Raw genomic sequence first — 16,171 nt, forward strand, 5'->3', positions numbered from 1 at the left:
GCTCCGGCAATGTCGTTCGGATCGCCGATAGAAAGCACTCCGCGCGGCCCGCAGCCTTGACGCGGATCAACGGCGCGTCACATGGCGAGAGCCAGATCGACGGTGGCGACCGCATCCGACGAGGTCATCACCTGATGGGCCAGGGCAGAAGTCTCGCAGAGGAGATGCTCGGCATAGAAGCGGGCCAATGCCGCCCGCGCCGGGGCGTCGTCGCGCCCGGCCTTGGCGGCGGCGACCGCGCCGCGCGCCAGATAGCCGCCGCCGGCCGCGAGGCTCATCAGGCGCAGGAAGGGCGTCGCGACGGCCAGAACGGCGGCGGGATCGCGCGGCGCGGTCTCCTCCATCCACAAGGCGGCGGTCTCGGCATGGCGCAGGGCATCGGCGACGGCCTCGCCGATCCGGCCGAATTCCGGCCGGTTGATGGCGCGCGCCTCATGGGCGTCGGCCGACAGTTCACCGAGATAGACCCGCCAGGCGCGGCCCGACGACAGCGGCAGCTTGCGGGTGACCAGGTCGATCGCCTGGATGCCGTTGGTGCCCTCGTAGATCGGCGCGATGCGCGCATCGCGCAGGAACTGTGCCGCGCCGGTCTCCTCGATGAAGCCCATGCCGCCATGAATCTGGATGCCGAGCGAGGCCGCCTCGACGCCGATATCGGTCGAGAAGGCCTTGGCCAGCGGGGTGATCAGGCTGGCGCGCTCGGTCCAGAAGACCTTGTCGTCGCCCTCCGCCGCATGGGCCATGTCGAGGGCGTGGGCGCAGGCGTAGCAGAGTGCGCGCGCGGCGCCGGTCAGCGCCTTCTGGGTCGCCAGCATGCGCTTCACGTCCGGATGCAGCACGATCGGGCTCATGCCCTCGCCGGTCCAGCCCGGTGCCCGGCCCTGCCGGCGCTCCTGCGCATAGGCGAGCGCGTGCTGGTGCGCGGCCTCGGCGACCGCCACGCCCTGGATGCCGATCATCAGGCGGGCATTGTTCATCATCGTGAACATGCAGGCGAGGCCGCGATTCTCCTGGCCGACCAGATAGCCGACCGCCCCCTCCCCGTCACCGTAGCTCATCACGCAGGTCGGCGAACCGTGCAGGCCGAGCTTGTGCTCCAGCCCGGCGCAGCGCAGGTCGTTGTGTGCGCCGAGCGAACCGTCGGCCTCGACCAGGATTTTCGGCACCAGGAACAGGGAGATGCCGCGGGTTCCCGCCGGCGCATCCGGCAGCCGCGCCAGGACGAGATGGATGATGTTGTCGGTGAGATCATGCTCGCCGTAGGTGATGAAGATCTTCTGGCCGAAGATGCGATAGGTGCCATCGGCCTGGCGCTCGGCCCGGGCCTTGAGCGCGCCGAGATCGGAACCCGCCTGCGGCTCGGTCAGGTTCATGGTGCCGGTCCATTCGCCCGAGACCAGCTTCGGCAGGTAGGTCGCCTTGAGCGCCTCCGAGCCATGGGCGGCGAGCGCCTCGACGGCGCCGATCGTCAGCGTCGGGCCGACCGCGAAGGCCATGCTGCCCGAATTCCACATCTCCTGGGCGACGACCGACAGCATCGCCGGCAGGCCCTGGCCGCCATATTCGACCGGGCCACTGAGCGCATTCCAGCCGCCCTCGCACCAGTCGCGATAGAGTTCGCGCCAGCCCGGCGGCGTGGTGACGACGCCATCCTTCAGGCGGGAGGGATGGACATCGCCGGCACGCAGCAGCGGCGCGACGCGCTCGCCGGCAAAGCGCCCGGCCTCCTCGACGATGGCGCGCACCAGATCGGCCGAGAGATCGCCGAGCTTGCCGGCCTCCAGGGCCGGGCCGAGGCCGGCGACATGTTCGAGCGTGAACAGAATGTCCTCGACCGGGGCGCGGTAGGGCATGAGAGTCTCCTCGGGCTTCGTTCTTGTCGGCTTCCGTCGGCTGCGTGCCGAATGACGGCGCTTGACGGCCGGCGGCCCGCTCTCTATCGGCTCGGCCCGCCGGCCGCCCGCACGATAGGGAGCCGGCCGGCGAGGTCAATCGTGACTTCGGACGAAATCGGATCCGCCATGCAGGTCGTTGCCGCCGATCCCACCGGCCTTGACGCCGCGCTTGCCGCACTCGCCGCCGGGCGCCTGGTCGGGCTGCCGACCGAGACCGTCTACGGCCTCGCCGCCGACGCGACCGACGGGCGCGCGGTTGCCGGCATCTATGCCGCCAAGGGCCGGCCGAGCTTCAACCCGCTGATCGCCCATGTCGCCGATCTCGCCGAGGCCGAGCGGCACGGCCGCTTTGGGGCGGACGCGCGGCGCCTCGCCGAGGCCTTTTGGCCCGGACCGCTGACCCTGGTGGTGCCGAAGCGGCCCGACAGCACGATCGCCGATCTGTGCACCGCCGGCCTCGACAGCGTCGCCCTGCGCGTGCCGGCGACGACGGTGGCGCGCGACCTGATCCGCCGCTTCGGCCGCCCCATCGCCGCCCCCAGCGCCAACCGGTCCGGCCGCATCAGCCCGACCGCGGCCGAGGACGTGGTGGCCGAGCTCGGCGACCGCGTTGCCGTGGTGATCGACGGCGGGCGGACGCCGGTCGGGGTGGAATCGACCATCGTCGCCTGTCTCGACGGCCATGTCCGCCTGCTCCGCCCCGGTGGCGTCCCGCGGGCGGCGATCGAGGCCGCCATCGGGCGGGCGTTGGACCCGGATGATGCCGGCGGTTCCGATCCTGCACGACCGCTGGCCCCGGGGCTGCTGCTCTCGCACTACGCGCCGAATGCCCGCGTCCGGCTCGACGCATCCGAAGTGCGGCCGGGTGAGGCCCTGCTCGCCTTCGGGCCGGATCCCCTGCCCGGCCAGGAGCAGGCGATCGCGCTGGTCAATCTGAGCCCCGCCGGCGACCTGGCCGAGGCGGCGGCCGGGCTGTTCCGGGCGTTGCGCCAGCTCGACGCCAGCGGCGCACCGACCATCGCGGTCGCCCCGATCCCCGCGGATGGGCTCGGTGAGGCGATCCGGGACAGGCTCGGGCGGGCCGCGGCGCCCCGCGGATAGCCGTTGTGGCGGCCGCGCCGATCGCCGCGAATGGAGCGGACTACGACCAAGAGCCTAGTCGGCAATTGATTTCGATCACGCCAGGATCGGCCCCGAAGGCACAGACTGAAGACTGCGACGATCTGGCATGCCAGGCCCCGCGCCTGCATTGACAGGGCGGGACCGGGCGGCGTCCTATGCGCCGAGACTGGCGCTGCAGGGCCGTGGCCGGGCGTCGACAGACGGGATGATCAAGCGCCGGGGGACCTCAAGTCCGGGCCGGCCGGGTGCGGCGACGCACCGAAGGGGAGGACCGAACAGGCGATGTCCACGCTGCTGATCCACCATCCGAGCTTTCTCGACCACGTCACGCCGCTCGGTCATCCGGAGCGGCCGGACCGCATCCGGGCCATCGACCGGATCCTCGAGCATGAGCGCTTCCAGGCGCTGGAGCGGGAACTGGCGCCGCTCGGAGCCCCCGAAATGGCCGCTTTGGCCCATCCGGAGGCCTTCGTCGCCGATATCGAGGCCGGCGCGCCGAGCGAGGGCCTGACGCGGATCGACGCCGACACGGTGATGTCGCCGGGCTCCTGGCAGGCCTCGATGCGCGGGCTCGGCGGGGTGACGGCGGCGGTCGACGAAGTCTTCGCCGGCAAGGTCAAGAACGCCTTCTGCGCCATCCGTCCGCCCGGCCACCATGCCGAGAAGGATCGCGCCATGGGCTTCTGCCTGTTCAACAATATCGCGGTGGCGGCGCGCTGGGCGCAGAAGAAGCACGGCGTGGAACGCGTCGCGATCATGGATTTCGACGTGCATCACGGCAACGGCACGCAGGACATCTTCTGGTCCGACAAGTCGGTCATGTATACCTCGACCCACCAGATGCCGCTCTATCCGGGCACCGGCGCGCCGAACGAAACCGGTGTCGGCAACATCGTCAACGCCCCGCTCAGCGCCGGCGACGGCGGCGCGGAATTCCGCGAGGCGATGGAGGTGGCGATCCTGCCCCGAATCGCCGACTTCCGCCCCGACCTGATCCTGATCTCGGCCGGCTTCGACGCCCATCACCGCGACCCGCTTGGGTCCATCAACCTGGTCGAGGCCGACTATGCCTGGGTCACCGCCAAGCTGATGGATATCGCCAACGACTGCTGCCAGGACCGCGTCGTCTCGATCCTCGAAGGCGGCTACGACCTCGAAGGCCTCGCCCGCTCGGTCGCCGCCCATGTCATGACGCTGATGCGGGCGTAAGGGATCAGAGGGTGGCGGTGCCGGTGCCGGCATAGAGGTCGGCAAGGGCCAGCGAGAGGCCGAGGGACGGCAGCGTCACGAGGCCCGCCCGGCCTGCCAGGATCTCCGGCTCGGCGGGCCAGGGCTCTTCCGTAGCCCGCTGCCAATTCTCGATCCGCAATTCGCGCGAATGCACGATCAGATATTGCCGGATGCTCGGCATCCGGCGGTATTCCTGAAGCTTGTATCCGCGGTCGAGATGCATTGTCGAAGGCGACAGGATTTCGATGACGATCGAGGCGTCATCCACCGACAGGGCCTCGTCGGAAAGCGGCGGCCCGCAGCGGACATAGACATCCGGATAGACCGCGAAGCGGTCGTTGACGGGACTGCGCAGAAGAAGATCGCGATAGGCCCGGCAGGGCGAGCCGCGCAGTTTCTGGAACAGTTCGCCGAAGATGTTCCCGGCGATCGTCTCATGCAGCGACGTGCCGCCCGCCATGGCAACCGGCATGCCGTCCAGAAGTTCGTAGCGGGTATCTTCGAACCGCCCGGCCGCCCAGGCGATGAAGTCGTCTGCCCGCATCGTCTCGTCGTGCTGTTCGGCGGTCACGCTCATCGATCGACCTCCCGACCATGGGGATCAGCGGTTCTCATGGGGCGAGGATAGCAGAAAAGACAAGGCATCCCATCCCGCCATTGACACCGCGCGCCCGGGCGGGTTCCCTCTCGCGCTCTGACGAGGAGCCTGGCGCAGGGTTCCAGCCGCGGCTGGACTGCGCGAGCCGGAGAGACCTTCGTGACCAAAGCCGCTGCCGAGATCGCTGCCGCCAAGGACGCCGCCAAGGGCGCCGTCGCCGTGCAGAGCCTGTCCTTCGAACAGGCGCTGGCCGAACTGGAGGGGCTCGTCACCAAGCTCGAACGCGGCGACGTACCGCTCGAGGAATCGATCGCCGCCTATGAGCGCGGCGAGGCGTTGAAGGCGCATTGCAGCCGGCTCCTGTCGGCGGCGGAAGCCCGCGTCGAGAAGATCCGCCTCGGCGCCGACGGCAAGCCGGCCGGTCTTGAACCCCTCGACGTGGAATGATCCGGCCGCGGCTTGCGACACTGGTCTGATTTGCGCGGCCGGGGTCGCTCCTGTATGGAGGAACGCTCGTTCCCGGGTCGGCGGCGCCCTATATGGGGTCATGACTCCAGGAGCGCCGTCCCCCGTCCCTCCGCCCGGACGGCCTCAGAACCAGGCAGGCGCAAGACATTGACCGCGGCCTCGAATACGCCTCTGCTCGACACCATCCGCACGCCCGCTGACCTGCGCCGGCTTCCCGAGAGCCAGTTGCAGCAGGTCGCACAGGAAGTGCGCCAGGAAACCATCGACGCCGTCTCGGTGACCGGCGGCCATCTCGGCGCCGGGCTCGGCGTGGTCGAACTGACCGTGGCGCTGCATCACGTTTTCGAGACCCCGCGCGACATCCTGATCTGGGATGTCGGCCACCAGTGTTACCCGCACAAGATCCTGACCGGCCGGCGCGACCGCATCCGCACCCTGCGCCAGCCGGGCGGCCTGTCCGGCTTCACCAAGCGCGAGGAGAGCCCCTACGATCCGTTCGGCGCGGCGCATTCCTCGACCTCGATCTCGGCCGCGCTCGGCTTCGCGGTCGGGCGCGACCTGAAGGGCGCCGACAACAATGTGGTGGCGGTGATCGGCGACGGCTCGATGTCGGCCGGCATGGCCTACGAGGCGATGAACAATGCCGGCGCGCTCGGCTCGCGCATGATCGTCGTGCTCAACGACAACGACATGTCGATCGCCCCGCCGACCGGGGCGATGAGCGCCTATCTGGCGCGGCTGGTCTCGACCCGCACCTTCCTGACGCTGCGCGACATCGGCAAGGGCATCGTCCGCCACCTGCCGAAATTCGTCGAGGTCGGCGCCAAGCGGGCGGAGGAATTCGCCCGCGGCATGGTGATGGGCGGCACGCTGTTCGAGGAACTTGGCTTCTACTATGTCGGCCCGATCGACGGGCACAATCTCGACCACCTGCTGCCGGTCCTGAAGAATGTCCGCGACGCGCAGAAGGGCCCGATCCTGGTCCATGTCGTCACCCAGAAGGGCAAGGGTTACGCCCCAGCCGAGGAGGCGGCGGACAAGTATCACGGTGTCAACAAGTTCGACGTGGTCACCGGCAAGCAGGCCAAGCCGAAGGCCAATGCACCGAGCTATACGCGCGTCTTCGGCGAGAGCCTGATCGCCGAGGGCCGCAAGGACGATCGCGTGGTCGGCATCACGGCCGCGATGCCGAACGGGACCGGTCTCGATCTCTTCGCCGAGGCCTTCCCGAAACGCGTGTTCGATGTCGGCATCGCCGAGCAGCATGCCGTCACCTTCGCAGCGGGCCTCGCCGCCGAGGGCTACAAGCCCTTCTGCGCGATCTATTCGACCTTCCTGCAGCGCGGCTACGACCAGGTCGTCCATGACGTGGCGATCCAGCGCCTTCCGGTGCGCTTCCCGATCGATCGGGCCGGGCTGGTCGGGGCCGACGGGCCGACCCATGCCGGCGCCTACGACCTCGCCTTCCTGGGCTGCCTGCCGCATTTCGTGATCATGGCCGCCGCCGACGAGGCCGAACTCGTCCACATGGTGGCGACCGCCGCCGCGATCGACGACGGCCCCTCGGCCTTCCGCTATCCGCGCGGCGAAGGCGTCGGCGTCGAGATGCCGGCGGAGGGCGTGCCGCTCGAAATCGGGCGCGGGCGCATCCTGCGCGAGGGCTCGACGGTCGCCATCCTGTCGCTCGGTACCCGGCTGAAGGCCGCCCTGGAGGCCGCCGAGACGCTCGACGGCTTCGGCCTGTCGACGACCGTTGCGGACGCCCGCTTCATGAAGCCGCTCGACCGCGACCTGTTGCGCCGGCTGGCCCGCGAGCACGCCGTGCTGGTCACGGTCGAGGAGGGCTCGATCGGCGGCTTCGGCAGCCATGTGCTGCAGGCGCTGGCCGAGGAAGGCCTGCTCGACGGCGGGCTCAAGGTGCGTCCGATGATGCTGCCCGACAGTTTCCTTGACCATGACAGCCCGGAGCGCATGTATGCCGCTGCCGGGCTCGACGCGCCCGGTATTGTCACGCGCGTCTTCGAGGCGCTCGGCCGGGACACGGCGGGCGTGGAAGCCATGCGCAGGGCCTAGCACCATCGGTGCCGCCCGCACGACCGGATCGGGAATTTGCCATGTCGATCAGAACCATCCGCGTGGCGCTCTGGGGCGCCGTCGTCGTTGCCGCCCTCGGACTGGGCGGCCTCTTCGCTTGGCAGAGCCTCAAGCCGCGCGTCAGCGACCTGGGCGACCTGATCGCCCCGACCGATACGGTCGGTGGCCCCTTCACGCTCAAGGACCAGAACGGCCGCGTGGTGACGCGCGACGACCTGAAGGGCAAGCCTTCGGCGATGTTCTTCGGCTACACCTTCTGCCCGGATGTCTGCCCGACGACGCTGACCGAGGCGACGCTGTGGCTGAAGACGCTCGGTCCGGACGCAGACCGGCTGCAGGTGGTCTTCGTCAGCGTCGATCCCGAGCGCGACACCTCCGAAAAGCTCAAGGAGTATCTGGAGGCCTTCGATCCGCGCATCCGCGGCCTCACCGGCACGCCCGAGCAGGTCGCCGAGATCGTCAAGGCTTACCGGGTCTATGCCCGCCGGGTCCCCGCCGGGCAGACCTATCTGATGGACCATACCGCGACCGTCTACCTGATGAACGCGCAGCAGCGCTTCGTCGGCGCGATCAACTACCAGGAGGCGACCGACAAGGCGCTCTCCAAGCTGCGTCAGCTGCTGGCGCGTAGTTGACCGCATCACCCATGCGGACCGTCCTGCTTTCCGCCGGATGCTTTCGGCGCTATCATCCGGCCATGTCATCGAACGACCTCAAGGTTGCCCTGATAGCGACGCCGCTGCTCGTGGCAGCCCTCGGCGCGAGCCTCTGGCTATGGGCGCGCTGGGGCCTGGGCGTCTATTTCGATGCCGCCATGGGCGCGCTGGCGGGTTGTTTCTGAGTGCGGGACACGAGCTCCGAAATCGCCGGCACCGGACCGGGCGGCCCCGATCGCATCCGCCTCGATCAGCTACTGGTCGCGCGCGGCTTCTACGCGACCCGGGCGCGGGCGCGCGACGCCATCCAGCGCGGCGTGGTCGCGGTCGCCGGGACGGTTGAAACCAAGCCCGGAGCCCTGGTGCCCGGCAATGCGCCGATCGTCGCCGCCGATCCCGCCGCCCGCTATGTCTCGCGCGGCGCCCTGAAGCTGATCGCTGCGCTCGACACCTTCGGGCTCTCTCCCGCCGGCCGGGCCTGCCTCGACATCGGCGCCTCGACCGGCGGCTTCACCCAGGTGCTGCTCGAACGCGGCGCACGGTCCGTGACGGCGATCGATGTCGGCCACGGCCAGCTCGACCGGACGCTCGCCGCGGATCCGCGCGTCGGCGCCGTCGAGGGCCTCAATGCCCGCGACCTGACGCTGGTCGACGTGCCCGAGCCGCCGGAATTCGTCACCGCCGACGTGAGCTTCATCTCGCTCACCCTGGCCCTGCCGCCGGCCCTCGCCCTCGCCCGTCCCGGTGCGGTGCTGGTGGCGCTGATCAAGCCGCAATTCGAGGTCGGTCGCGAGGGGCTCGGCAAGGGCGGCATCGTGCGCGACGCCGATGCGGCCGAGGCGGCCGCCTGCGGCATCGAGACCTTCCTCGAGACGCAGGGCTGGCGCCTGATCGGCCGCATCGCCTCGCCGATCGAGGGCGGCGACGGCAATCGCGAATATCTCGTCGCCGCCGAGAAGCCCGATACGCTCAGAAGGTCCGCTCCGCTCTGACGGTCGCGGTGATCGATTGAGCGTCGCGCAGCCGGCGGCGCCAGGGATTGTATTCGCCCGGCCCGGGCCTGCCGCTGAAGGCGTCTCGGGTCGCCGTCGTGAAGTCGACCCGCCGCCATTCGAGGGCCGCGCCCAGCATGAAGCCCGGCAGCGGCCGCCAGAGGAGGTCGCCGCCGAGGTCGGTCAGCGCGAAGTCGCGCGCCCGGTAGCCGTTCACCAGAATATGCCCGCCGGTCACGGCGAGTTCCCAATGCGGCGAGAAGACGTGACGGTAGCCGGCGGCGATCGACAGCGCCTTGGTCGGCTTCAGGGCTCCGTCGGGCACCTCGTTCAATCGGCCGGACCAGCCGAACAGCGCATCGGCGCCGAAATTGCCGAGGGCATCGAGGCTCGCCGCCGCATAGGCCGTCGCCCCGCTCGTGCGCACCACCTGGAGGCTGGCGCGATCGCCCTCGCCGAGCATCGGCAGGTTGACGGTCGCCCCCGCCCCGGTGGCGCTGCCCCAACCGATCGTCGTGCCCGGAGGCGAGAAGCCGAGATAGCTGCGGTGCCGGTCGTTCTCCAGTCGGTGCAGGGCGGACATGACCTGCACCGAGCCCCAGCTCTCGGTGAGGACGGCCGAGAAGACCAGATCGGGCCAGTCGGGATCGGTGCCGACGAGGCCGTCGCGCGCCCGGGTGCGCAGCGCATTCGGCATGTCGGCCAGGATCAGTTCGTCGAAGATGCCGATGCCGTTGCGGCCTCGGTAGCCCGAGGCGGCCCATTCCAGGCTGGCGGTGACGGCGAGCGAGCCCTCGATCTTGCGCGTGATGGCCAGAAGATCGACCTTCGCGTCCGGCCAGGGCCGGTTCGTGGTCGGATTGAGCGCATACCAGCGGTCGCTGGTGCCGATATAGTCGAAGAAGGATTGCCGTCGCCCGACCGTGAACATGCCGATTTCGATATAGGCCGCATCGAGATAGACCGCCGGCACGTCGCCGCCCGTGCCGCCGGACGCGCGCTCGACGGCCAGCGAGGTCACCGTCCGCAGCGTGCCGAATTCGCTCGCCGAGCGCAGGTCGATGTCGAGACCGGCCCGCGCCGTCAGCGCGAAACGGCCGGGCGGCGGACCGGTGCCCTCGATCCGCCAGAGCCGCTCCTCGGGTCCGGAACGCGCGGTCAGGACGCGGCCGCCTGTGTGACCTTGCGCGTCGAGCCGGGCGGTGCCGACCACGGCGAGGCAGCTTTCGGTCGACGGCAGGGACACGAAGGCGGGTCCCAGGGCGGCACAGTCGAGCGGCGTCGCCTTGCCGTCGCCGGCCCGGGTCGGCCCGGCGACGAGAAGGGCGACCAATAGCGCGGCGGCGGATACGCGACAGAAGCCCATGACTGGCCCATCCCCCGCCGGCCGGACATGGGCGACGGTGTCGGAACGATACTCAGCCGGAGCAGGCGTCGACAACCCCTGATTTCAGAGCGATTGCAATCCGCGTCATCCCAGGACCGCGCGGAACAGGACCACCGCGGCCGCGCCGACCGCGACCGTGCCGATCAGCGGCAGCCGCAGGGCCGCCAGGGCCGTCACGATCGCCGCCAGGGTTTCGGCCGGCCCGGTCGCCAGGGCCATCGGGGCGATCACCGCGGTCAGGACGGCGAGCGGGATGGCGTCGAAGGCCGCCTTGAGCCGTGGCCCGAGCATCAGGCGGTCGGCGATCAAGACACCGCCGATGCGGGTTGCATAGGTGACGGCCACCATGGCCAGGATGGCGGCAAGGGTCTGCCCTTCGACGATCACGGGCGCACCTCCGTTGCACCGGCTTGTGCCGGATTGCCGACCGGCGCCGGTGCGGCGGGCGCGAGCAGGACGGCAGCGGCGATCCCGGCAGACGCGCCGGAGACGACATGCCAGGGGCTGCCAACGGCGAGATGGGCGAGGGCCGCCGCCGCCGCGCTGGCGGCGATCACGGCGCCGGCCCGCGGCGCGGCACGGAAGCCGGCGACCAGGCCGATGAACAGGGCCGTGAAGGCGAAATCCGCCCCGATCCGCTTCGGGTCGCCGAGAAACGACCCCGCCAGGGCGCCCAGTGTCGTGAACAGGACCCAGTTCACCCAGAAGGGCACCGCCATGCCGATCCAATAGGCCGGCGTCAGCGGCCGTTCGCGCGCGCGCCGTTCGGCCAGCGCCCAGTTCTCGTCGGCCATCACGCCGATGCCGATGAAGCGCACGAGACGCGGGAAGCCGGCAATCTTCGGGGCCAGCGAGGCGCCCATCAGGAGATGGCGGGCATTGATCAGGCCGGTCGAGAAGGCGACGGCGCCGATCGGGACCGGGGCGGCCCAGAGATCGAGCACGGCGAACTGCGCGCCGCCGGCGAAGACCAGGGCCGACATCAGCGCCACCTCGGCCGGATGCAGGCCCCGGCCGACCGCCAGCGCCCCGAACAGGAGCCCGATCGGAACGGCGGCGAGGAGCGGCGGCAGAATATCGCGGAGACCTGCGCGGGCCTCGGCAAGGGTGTCGGCGGTCATGGCGGAACTCGTTCGAAAGGCCGGTCTCAGGCCTGGAAGGCGGTGCGATAGGCACCCGGGGTGACGCCCATCCGCGCCTTGAAGGCGCGCGTCAGATGGGCCTGGTCCGCGAAGCCGGTGGCGGCGGCGACCTCGGCCGGCCGCTCGCCGCCGCGCAGCCGATCGCGCGCCGCCGCAACGCGGCGATCGACCAGATAGGCATGCGGGGTCAGGCCGGTCTCGCGCCGGAAGGCGCGGATCAGCCGGTGCGGCGTCAGGCCGGCAATGGCCGCAAGATCCGTAAGGCAGTGCTCGGCGGCCGGGTCGGCTTCCAGCCGCGCCCGCACCCGGGCGACCGGGCCGGGCTCGCGGCCGAGCACCGCGACCGGGATGTCGGCATGGCGCGCCAGGCAGCGGGCGAGCGCGCGCGTCATCAGTTCCTCGGCGCCGAACGGGTCGGCGCCGGCCTGCAGCCGGCGATGCGCCTCGGCATAGAGCGCCGCGCCCTCGGGATCGCGCACGGCGGCCTGCGGGAAGCACGGCGTGCCGCGGTCCCGTCCGCCGGCCAGATCGGCGGCGAGGCGGCGCAGGGTCGGGATTGAGGGATAGATCATGCGGTAGCTGTAGCCCTCGGCGAGCGGGGCGCCGTCATGGACGACTTCCGGATCGTTGAAGGCGAATTCGCCCGGCCCGGCATAGTGGCGGATGCCGCGGGCGGTCCAGGTTTCGCAGCCGGCCTCGATCGCCCCGATCGCGTAGGTCTCGTGGCGATGCGGCACATAGGCATGGGTCGTGAAGGTCGCGGTCATGCATTCGAGCGCGTCGAACCGGCCCGCGACAAAGAAGCGGGCGCTTTCCGCACCGTCGAGGTCGCCGAGGGCCCGGCTTTGATTGATCGCATCCATGGCCGGAAAGGTAGCGCTTCGGGCGACGGCGTCTTGAAGAAAATTGCGCGCCGGTCCACTTGGAGGTCCGGCCTGCCGGTCGACCGCGAGGTCCGGCCGGAACGGCCGGGCACGGGCGGCCTTCTTGGCGGTCCGGCCACCAGCGAGGACAGGGTTTTGCACGCACAGGACGGCATCGAAACGGTCACGGTCGCGGAGATCGGCCACAAGGGCGACGGCGTCGCCGACAGCAAGGCCGGACGCATCTTCGTGCCGATGTCGCTGCCGGGCGAGGTGGTGCGGATCGAACAGGCCGGCGAGCGGGCGCGCGTGATCGAGATCGTCACGCCGAGCCCGGACCGGGTGACGCCGCCCTGCCCGCATTTCGGCCTGTGCGGCGGCTGCAGCCTGCAGCACTGGGCCGAACCCGCCTATCTCGAATTCAAGCGCCAGACGGTCGCCGCCGCCTTCGCCGATCGCGGCATCGAGGCGACCGTGCTGCCGACCGTGGCGGTCGCGCCGCGCAGCCGCCGCCGCGCGGTGATCGCCGTGCAGCGCGGCCCGGACGGGCGCTTCGCTGTCGGCTTCCGCGAGCGCCTGTCGCACACCGTGGCGCCGGCGGCCGGCTGTCTGGTGGTCACCCCGGCCATCGTCGACGCCATGCCGAAGCTGATCCGGATCGCCGACATGCTGTCCGTCCCCGCCAAGGGGGCGATCTTCACGGTGATCGACACGGAGACCGGCCTCGACGTGGCGGTCGCCGAGGCGCGCCTGCCGGCGGCCCGCCGCCAGGACGTGATCACCGCGGTGCTGTCGCTCGGCTTCGCGCGCTTCTCGATCGACGGGGAGACGCTGGTCGAGGCCCGCCCGCCGCAGATGCGCTTCGGCGGCGTCGCGGTGGCGATCCCGGCCGGCGCCTTCGTGCAGGCGGTGGCGAGCGCCGAGGAGGCGCTGTCCAACCGGGTGGTCGAGGCGGTCGGCAAGGCCAAGCGGGTCGCCGATCTCTTCGCCGGCTCGGGCACCTTCACGCTGCGGCTGGCGCGGGGCGCCCATGTCCATGCCGTCGAATCGGAAGCCCGCGCGCTCGACGCCCTGTCGCGCGCCGCGCGCCACGCCCAGGGCCTGAAGCCGATCTCGATCGAGACCCGCGATCTCTATCGCCGGCCGCTGATGGCCAAGGAACTGGCCAAATACGACGCGGTGGTGTTCGACCCGCCACGCGACGGCGCCGCCCCGCAGGCCAAGGAGCTGGCGAAATCCGCCGTCCCGATCATCGTCGCGGTCTCGTGCAATCCGGCCACGCTGGCCCGCGATGCGCGCTACCTGATCGATGCCGGCTGGCGGCTCGGGCCGGTCCAGCCGGTCGACCAGTTCCTCTGGTCGCACCATGTCGAGGCGGTCGCGGTCCTGACCAAGGGCTGAGCCGAGCGCGGCCAAACTCGCGGCCGATAAGCCGGAGCACGGCAGCCCCCGCCCCCGGGCCGCCGGGGTCGGGAGATCGGCACGTTGGGAGGCCTACGCGGTCAGGATCGCGTAGACCTTGCGCACAGGTTCGATCGTCTCCCAGGTGCCGCGGAAGCCGCGCGGGATGACGAAGCTCTGGCCGGCGGAGAATTCCTCCGCATGACCGGCGTCCGAAGTCAGGCGCAGGCGGCCGACCAGGATCACGCAGAGCTCGTCCTCGGCATAGTCGACCGACCACTTGCCGGGCGCGGATTCCCATACGCCCGTATAGAAGCCGCGCGCATCGTCCTCGGTCGCCGGCCGCGTGCCGGTGACCGGCGCGCCGGACAGCACCTTGGCGGGATCGATCGGGTCGGCAACCCGGGCGAGCGGCGATGTGTCGATACGAACGATTCCCATGATTCCCTCACCCCGCGGCCGCCAACCGTTCGGCCCGTTCACGTTCCGCCTCGCTGCGCCGGGTCAGGATCGAGGCGATGATCACCGCCACGGTGACCACGCCGATCATGATGGTGCAGACGGCATTGATCTCCGGCTTAACACCGAGACGGACATCCGAATAGATCTTCATCGGCAGGGTCGTGGCGCCCGGACCGGTGTTGAAGCTGGCGATGACGAGGTCGTCGAGCGACAGCGTGAAGGCCAGCATCCAGCCCGACACCACCGCCGGCAGGATGATCGGCAGGGTGATCCGGAAGAAGACCCCGACCGGCCGGCAGCCGAGATCCATGGCCGCCTCCTCGAGGCTGTGGTCGAAGGTGACCAGCCGCGACTGCACCACCACGGCGACGAAGCACATCGTGAAGGTGACGTGCGCGAGCATGATGGTCCAGAAGCCGCGGTCGAAGTCGACGGCGACGAACAGCAGCAGGAAGGACAGGCCGAGGATGATCTCCGGCATGACCAGCGGCGCGAAGACCATGCCGGAGAACAGCATGCGGCCGGGGAAGCGGCCGAAGCGGGCGAGCACGATGGCGGCCAGCGTGCCGAGCACGGTCGCGCAGGATGCCGAGATCAGCGCGATGCGGATGGTCACCCAGGCGGCTTCCATCAGCTGCTCGTTCTCGAAGGCCGCCGCGTACCACTTGGTCGACCAGCCGACCCAGATGCCGACGCTGCGCCCCTCATTGAAGGAGTAGATCACCAGGATCAGGATCGGCAGGTACAGGAACGCGAAGCCGAGCGTCAGCGAGACCGCGTTGAAGAGCGAGAATTTCTTCATCGGCCAGCCTCCTGCGAGCGCGCCTGCGCGTTCTGGAAGAAGACGATCGGCACCACCAGGATGATCAGGAGCGCGATCGCCACCGCCGAGGCGACCGGCCAGTCGCGGTTGGCGAAGAACTCCTCCCAGAGGGTCTTGCCGATCATCTGCACGTCGGACCCGCCGAGCAGATCCGGGATGACGAATTCGCCGACCGCGGGGATGAAGACCAGCGCCGACCCGGCAACGACGCCGGGCAGCGACAGCGGGAAGGTTACCCGCCAGAAGGCCTGGAACGGCGTGCAGCCGAGATCCTGGGCCGCCTCGAGGAGCGTGTCGTCGAGCTTCTCCAGGGCCGAATAGAGCGGCAGCACCATGAAGGGCAGGTAGGAATAGACGATGCCCAGATAGACCGCCTTGGAGGTCGACAGGATGATCAGCGGCTCGTCGATCACGCCGGCCCACATCAGGAGCGAATTGAGCAGGCCCTCGTTGGAGAGGATGCCGATCCAGGCATAGACGCGGATCAGGAACGAGGTCCAGAAGGGCAGGATGACCAGCATGAGGAGGGTCGGCCGCATCGATTTCGGCGCGCGCGCCATGCCGTAGGCGATCGGATAGCCGACCAGCAGCGTCATGAAGGTGGCGCTGCCGGCGATCCACAGGCTGGTCAGATAGGCTTCGAGATAGATGCCGGCCCCGTCGAGGAGACCGAGCACCGAGATGCGTTCCGACATCGCAATGCCGGCCAGCAGCACGAAGGTGAGCGCACGCGCCTCCAGCCGGGCGCCCAGATAGGCGAAGGGCAGCGAGACCGCCACGGCGAGGCCGAAGATGCCGAAATCCGATGTCAGCCAGGCCGGCGGCTCGGCCACACCGGCCGCCGCCAGCAACGCGCCGAGGCCGGGTTCGCCGGCGATCAGGCCGATGGAGGGCAGCAGCCGTCCCGCCGCCACTGCGATCGCCGGCAGCGCGGCGACCAGCACGACGAGCGACCCGAAGCTGCGCGGCACCGCATCGACCAGCGCCTCGACCACCCGGGCCAACGCCGCGGCGACCGCCGCCACGGCGACGCCGTAG

At 70.2% G+C, this 16,171-nt stretch carries 17 protein-coding genes; 8 read left to right on the forward strand and 9 right to left on the reverse strand.

The window, feature by feature from the left end; translation table 11 throughout:
- Positions 1-77 precede the first annotated feature (77 nt).
- Complete coding sequence (locus tag KL771_RS03085) at positions 78-1,853, reverse strand: acyl-CoA dehydrogenase (protein ID WP_261967105.1); 1,776 nt, start codon at positions 1,851-1,853, stop codon at positions 78-80.
- A gap of 168 nt (positions 1,854-2,021) precedes the next feature.
- Between KL771_RS03085 and KL771_RS03090 the strand changes: the two genes are divergently transcribed.
- Positions 2,022-2,996, forward strand: coding sequence for an L-threonylcarbamoyladenylate synthase (locus KL771_RS03090; protein ID WP_261967106.1), 975 nt, complete (start codon positions 2,022-2,024; stop codon positions 2,994-2,996).
- Between the two features lie 303 nt (positions 2,997-3,299).
- Complete coding sequence (locus KL771_RS03095) at positions 3,300-4,226, forward strand: histone deacetylase family protein (protein WP_261967107.1); 927 nt, start codon at positions 3,300-3,302, stop codon at positions 4,224-4,226.
- 4 nt (positions 4,227-4,230) lie between these two features.
- Here the strand turns inward: KL771_RS03095 and KL771_RS03100 are convergent, their stop codons facing one another.
- Positions 4,231-4,824: a Uma2 family endonuclease gene (locus KL771_RS03100; protein ID WP_261967108.1), complete on the reverse strand. Its 594-nt coding sequence runs from the start codon at positions 4,822-4,824 to the stop codon at positions 4,231-4,233.
- Positions 4,825-5,004: 180 nt separating this feature from the next.
- On the opposite strand from KL771_RS03100, the gene KL771_RS03105 reads away from it, so the two are divergent.
- The 5 genes from KL771_RS03105 to KL771_RS03125 all read left to right on the forward strand — a co-directional run bounded on the left by KL771_RS03105 (position 5,005) and on the right by KL771_RS03125 (position 9,055).
- A complete protein-coding gene (locus tag KL771_RS03105) occupies positions 5,005-5,292 on the forward strand; it encodes an exodeoxyribonuclease VII small subunit (protein WP_390866518.1) in 288 nt (95 codons plus the stop codon).
- Positions 5,293-5,460: 168 nt separating this feature from the next.
- Complete coding sequence (gene dxs / locus KL771_RS03110; protein ID WP_261967109.1) at positions 5,461-7,386, forward strand: 1-deoxy-D-xylulose-5-phosphate synthase; 1,926 nt, start codon at positions 5,461-5,463, stop codon at positions 7,384-7,386.
- A 41-nt stretch (positions 7,387-7,427) separates the two neighbouring features.
- A complete protein-coding gene (locus KL771_RS03115) occupies positions 7,428-8,042 on the forward strand; it encodes an SCO family protein (protein WP_261967110.1) in 615 nt (204 codons plus the stop codon).
- Between the two features lie 11 nt (positions 8,043-8,053).
- A complete protein-coding gene (locus KL771_RS03120) occupies positions 8,054-8,248 on the forward strand; it encodes a hypothetical protein (RefSeq protein ID WP_261967111.1) in 195 nt (64 codons plus the stop codon).
- Positions 8,249-9,055 (forward strand): TlyA family RNA methyltransferase, encoded by an 807-nt coding sequence (locus KL771_RS03125; protein WP_261967112.1) that lies wholly within the window; start codon positions 8,249-8,251, stop codon positions 9,053-9,055. It begins immediately after the preceding gene.
- Here KL771_RS03125 and KL771_RS03130 read toward each other — a convergent pair.
- The 4 genes from KL771_RS03130 to KL771_RS03145 form a co-directional block, all read right to left on the reverse strand.
- Positions 9,033-10,421, reverse strand: coding sequence for a porin (locus KL771_RS03130; protein WP_261967113.1), 1,389 nt, complete (start codon positions 10,419-10,421; stop codon positions 9,033-9,035). The two genes, KL771_RS03125 and KL771_RS03130, sit on opposite strands and share 23 nt — an antisense overlap.
- A gap of 105 nt (positions 10,422-10,526) precedes the next feature.
- The gene (locus KL771_RS03135) at positions 10,527-10,829 is read right to left on the reverse strand and encodes an AzlD family protein (RefSeq protein WP_261967114.1); all 303 of its coding nucleotides are present in this window, start codon (positions 10,827-10,829) and stop codon (positions 10,527-10,529) included.
- Entirely contained in the window at positions 10,826-11,563 is a 738-nt protein-coding gene (locus tag KL771_RS03140) for an AzlC family ABC transporter permease (protein WP_261967115.1), read from the reverse strand. Before KL771_RS03140 ends, KL771_RS03135 begins: the two co-directional genes overlap by 4 nt.
- Before the next feature lie 26 nt (positions 11,564-11,589).
- Positions 11,590-12,447 (reverse strand): AraC family transcriptional regulator, encoded by an 858-nt coding sequence (locus KL771_RS03145; RefSeq protein WP_261967116.1) that lies wholly within the window; start codon positions 12,445-12,447, stop codon positions 11,590-11,592.
- A gap of 156 nt (positions 12,448-12,603) precedes the next feature.
- On the opposite strand from KL771_RS03145, the gene KL771_RS03150 reads away from it, so the two are divergent.
- Positions 12,604-13,848 carry a class I SAM-dependent RNA methyltransferase gene (locus KL771_RS03150; protein ID WP_261967117.1) on the forward strand — a complete coding sequence of 415 codons (1,245 nt, stop codon included), beginning with the start codon at positions 12,604-12,606 and terminating at the stop codon, positions 13,846-13,848.
- A gap of 93 nt (positions 13,849-13,941) precedes the next feature.
- Here the strand turns inward: KL771_RS03150 and KL771_RS03155 are convergent, their stop codons facing one another.
- From KL771_RS03155 to KL771_RS03165, 3 genes are read right to left on the reverse strand one after another with little or no spacing between them, the layout of a single operon-like run.
- A complete protein-coding gene (locus KL771_RS03155; protein ID WP_261967118.1) occupies positions 13,942-14,289 on the reverse strand; it encodes a cupin domain-containing protein in 348 nt (115 codons plus the stop codon).
- Between the two features lie 7 nt (positions 14,290-14,296).
- On the reverse strand, positions 14,297-15,112 hold the full coding sequence (locus KL771_RS03160) for an ABC transporter permease (protein WP_261967119.1): 816 nt from the start codon (positions 15,110-15,112) through the stop codon (positions 14,297-14,299).
- On the reverse strand, positions 15,109-16,020 hold the full coding sequence (locus KL771_RS03165) for an ABC transporter permease (protein WP_390866534.1): 912 nt from the start codon (positions 16,018-16,020) through the stop codon (positions 15,109-15,111). The genes KL771_RS03160 and KL771_RS03165 overlap by 4 nt, the downstream gene beginning before the upstream one ends.
- Positions 16,021-16,171 lie beyond the last annotated feature (151 nt).

It is taken from the genome of Prosthecodimorpha staleyi, from assembly GCF_018729455.1.
GTDB lineage: Bacteria > Pseudomonadota > Alphaproteobacteria > Rhizobiales > Ancalomicrobiaceae > Prosthecodimorpha > Prosthecodimorpha staleyi.

Bases quoted from the DNA above. Each gene is read 5' to 3' on its own strand.
- KL771_RS03095 (WP_261967107.1), top strand. From the start codon at position 3,300: ATGTCCACGCTGCTGATCCACCATCCGAGCTTTCTCGACCACGTCACG.
- KL771_RS03090 (WP_261967106.1), top strand. From the start codon at position 2,022: ATGCAGGTCGTTGCCGCCGATCCCACCGGCCTTGACGCCGCGCTTGCC.
- KL771_RS03085 (WP_261967105.1), bottom strand. From the start codon at position 1,853: ATGCCCTACCGCGCCCCGGTCGAGGACATTCTGTTCACGCTCGAACAT.
- KL771_RS03120 (WP_261967111.1), top strand. From the start codon at position 8,054: ATGCGGACCGTCCTGCTTTCCGCCGGATGCTTTCGGCGCTATCATCCG.
- KL771_RS03115 (WP_261967110.1), top strand. From the start codon at position 7,428: ATGTCGATCAGAACCATCCGCGTGGCGCTCTGGGGCGCCGTCGTCGTT.
- KL771_RS03130 (WP_261967113.1), bottom strand. From the start codon at position 10,421: ATGGGCTTCTGTCGCGTATCCGCCGCCGCGCTATTGGTCGCCCTTCTC.
- KL771_RS03100 (WP_261967108.1), bottom strand. From the start codon at position 4,824: ATGAGCGTGACCGCCGAACAGCACGACGAGACGATGCGGGCAGACGAC.
- KL771_RS03160 (WP_261967119.1), bottom strand. From the start codon at position 15,112: ATGAAGAAATTCTCGCTCTTCAACGCGGTCTCGCTGACGCTCGGCTTC.
- KL771_RS03140 (WP_261967115.1), bottom strand. From the start codon at position 11,563: ATGACCGCCGACACCCTTGCCGAGGCCCGCGCAGGTCTCCGCGATATT.
- KL771_RS03155 (WP_261967118.1), bottom strand. From the start codon at position 14,289: ATGGGAATCGTTCGTATCGACACATCGCCGCTCGCCCGGGTTGCCGAC.
- KL771_RS03145 (WP_261967116.1), bottom strand. From the start codon at position 12,447: ATGGATGCGATCAATCAAAGCCGGGCCCTCGGCGACCTCGACGGTGCG.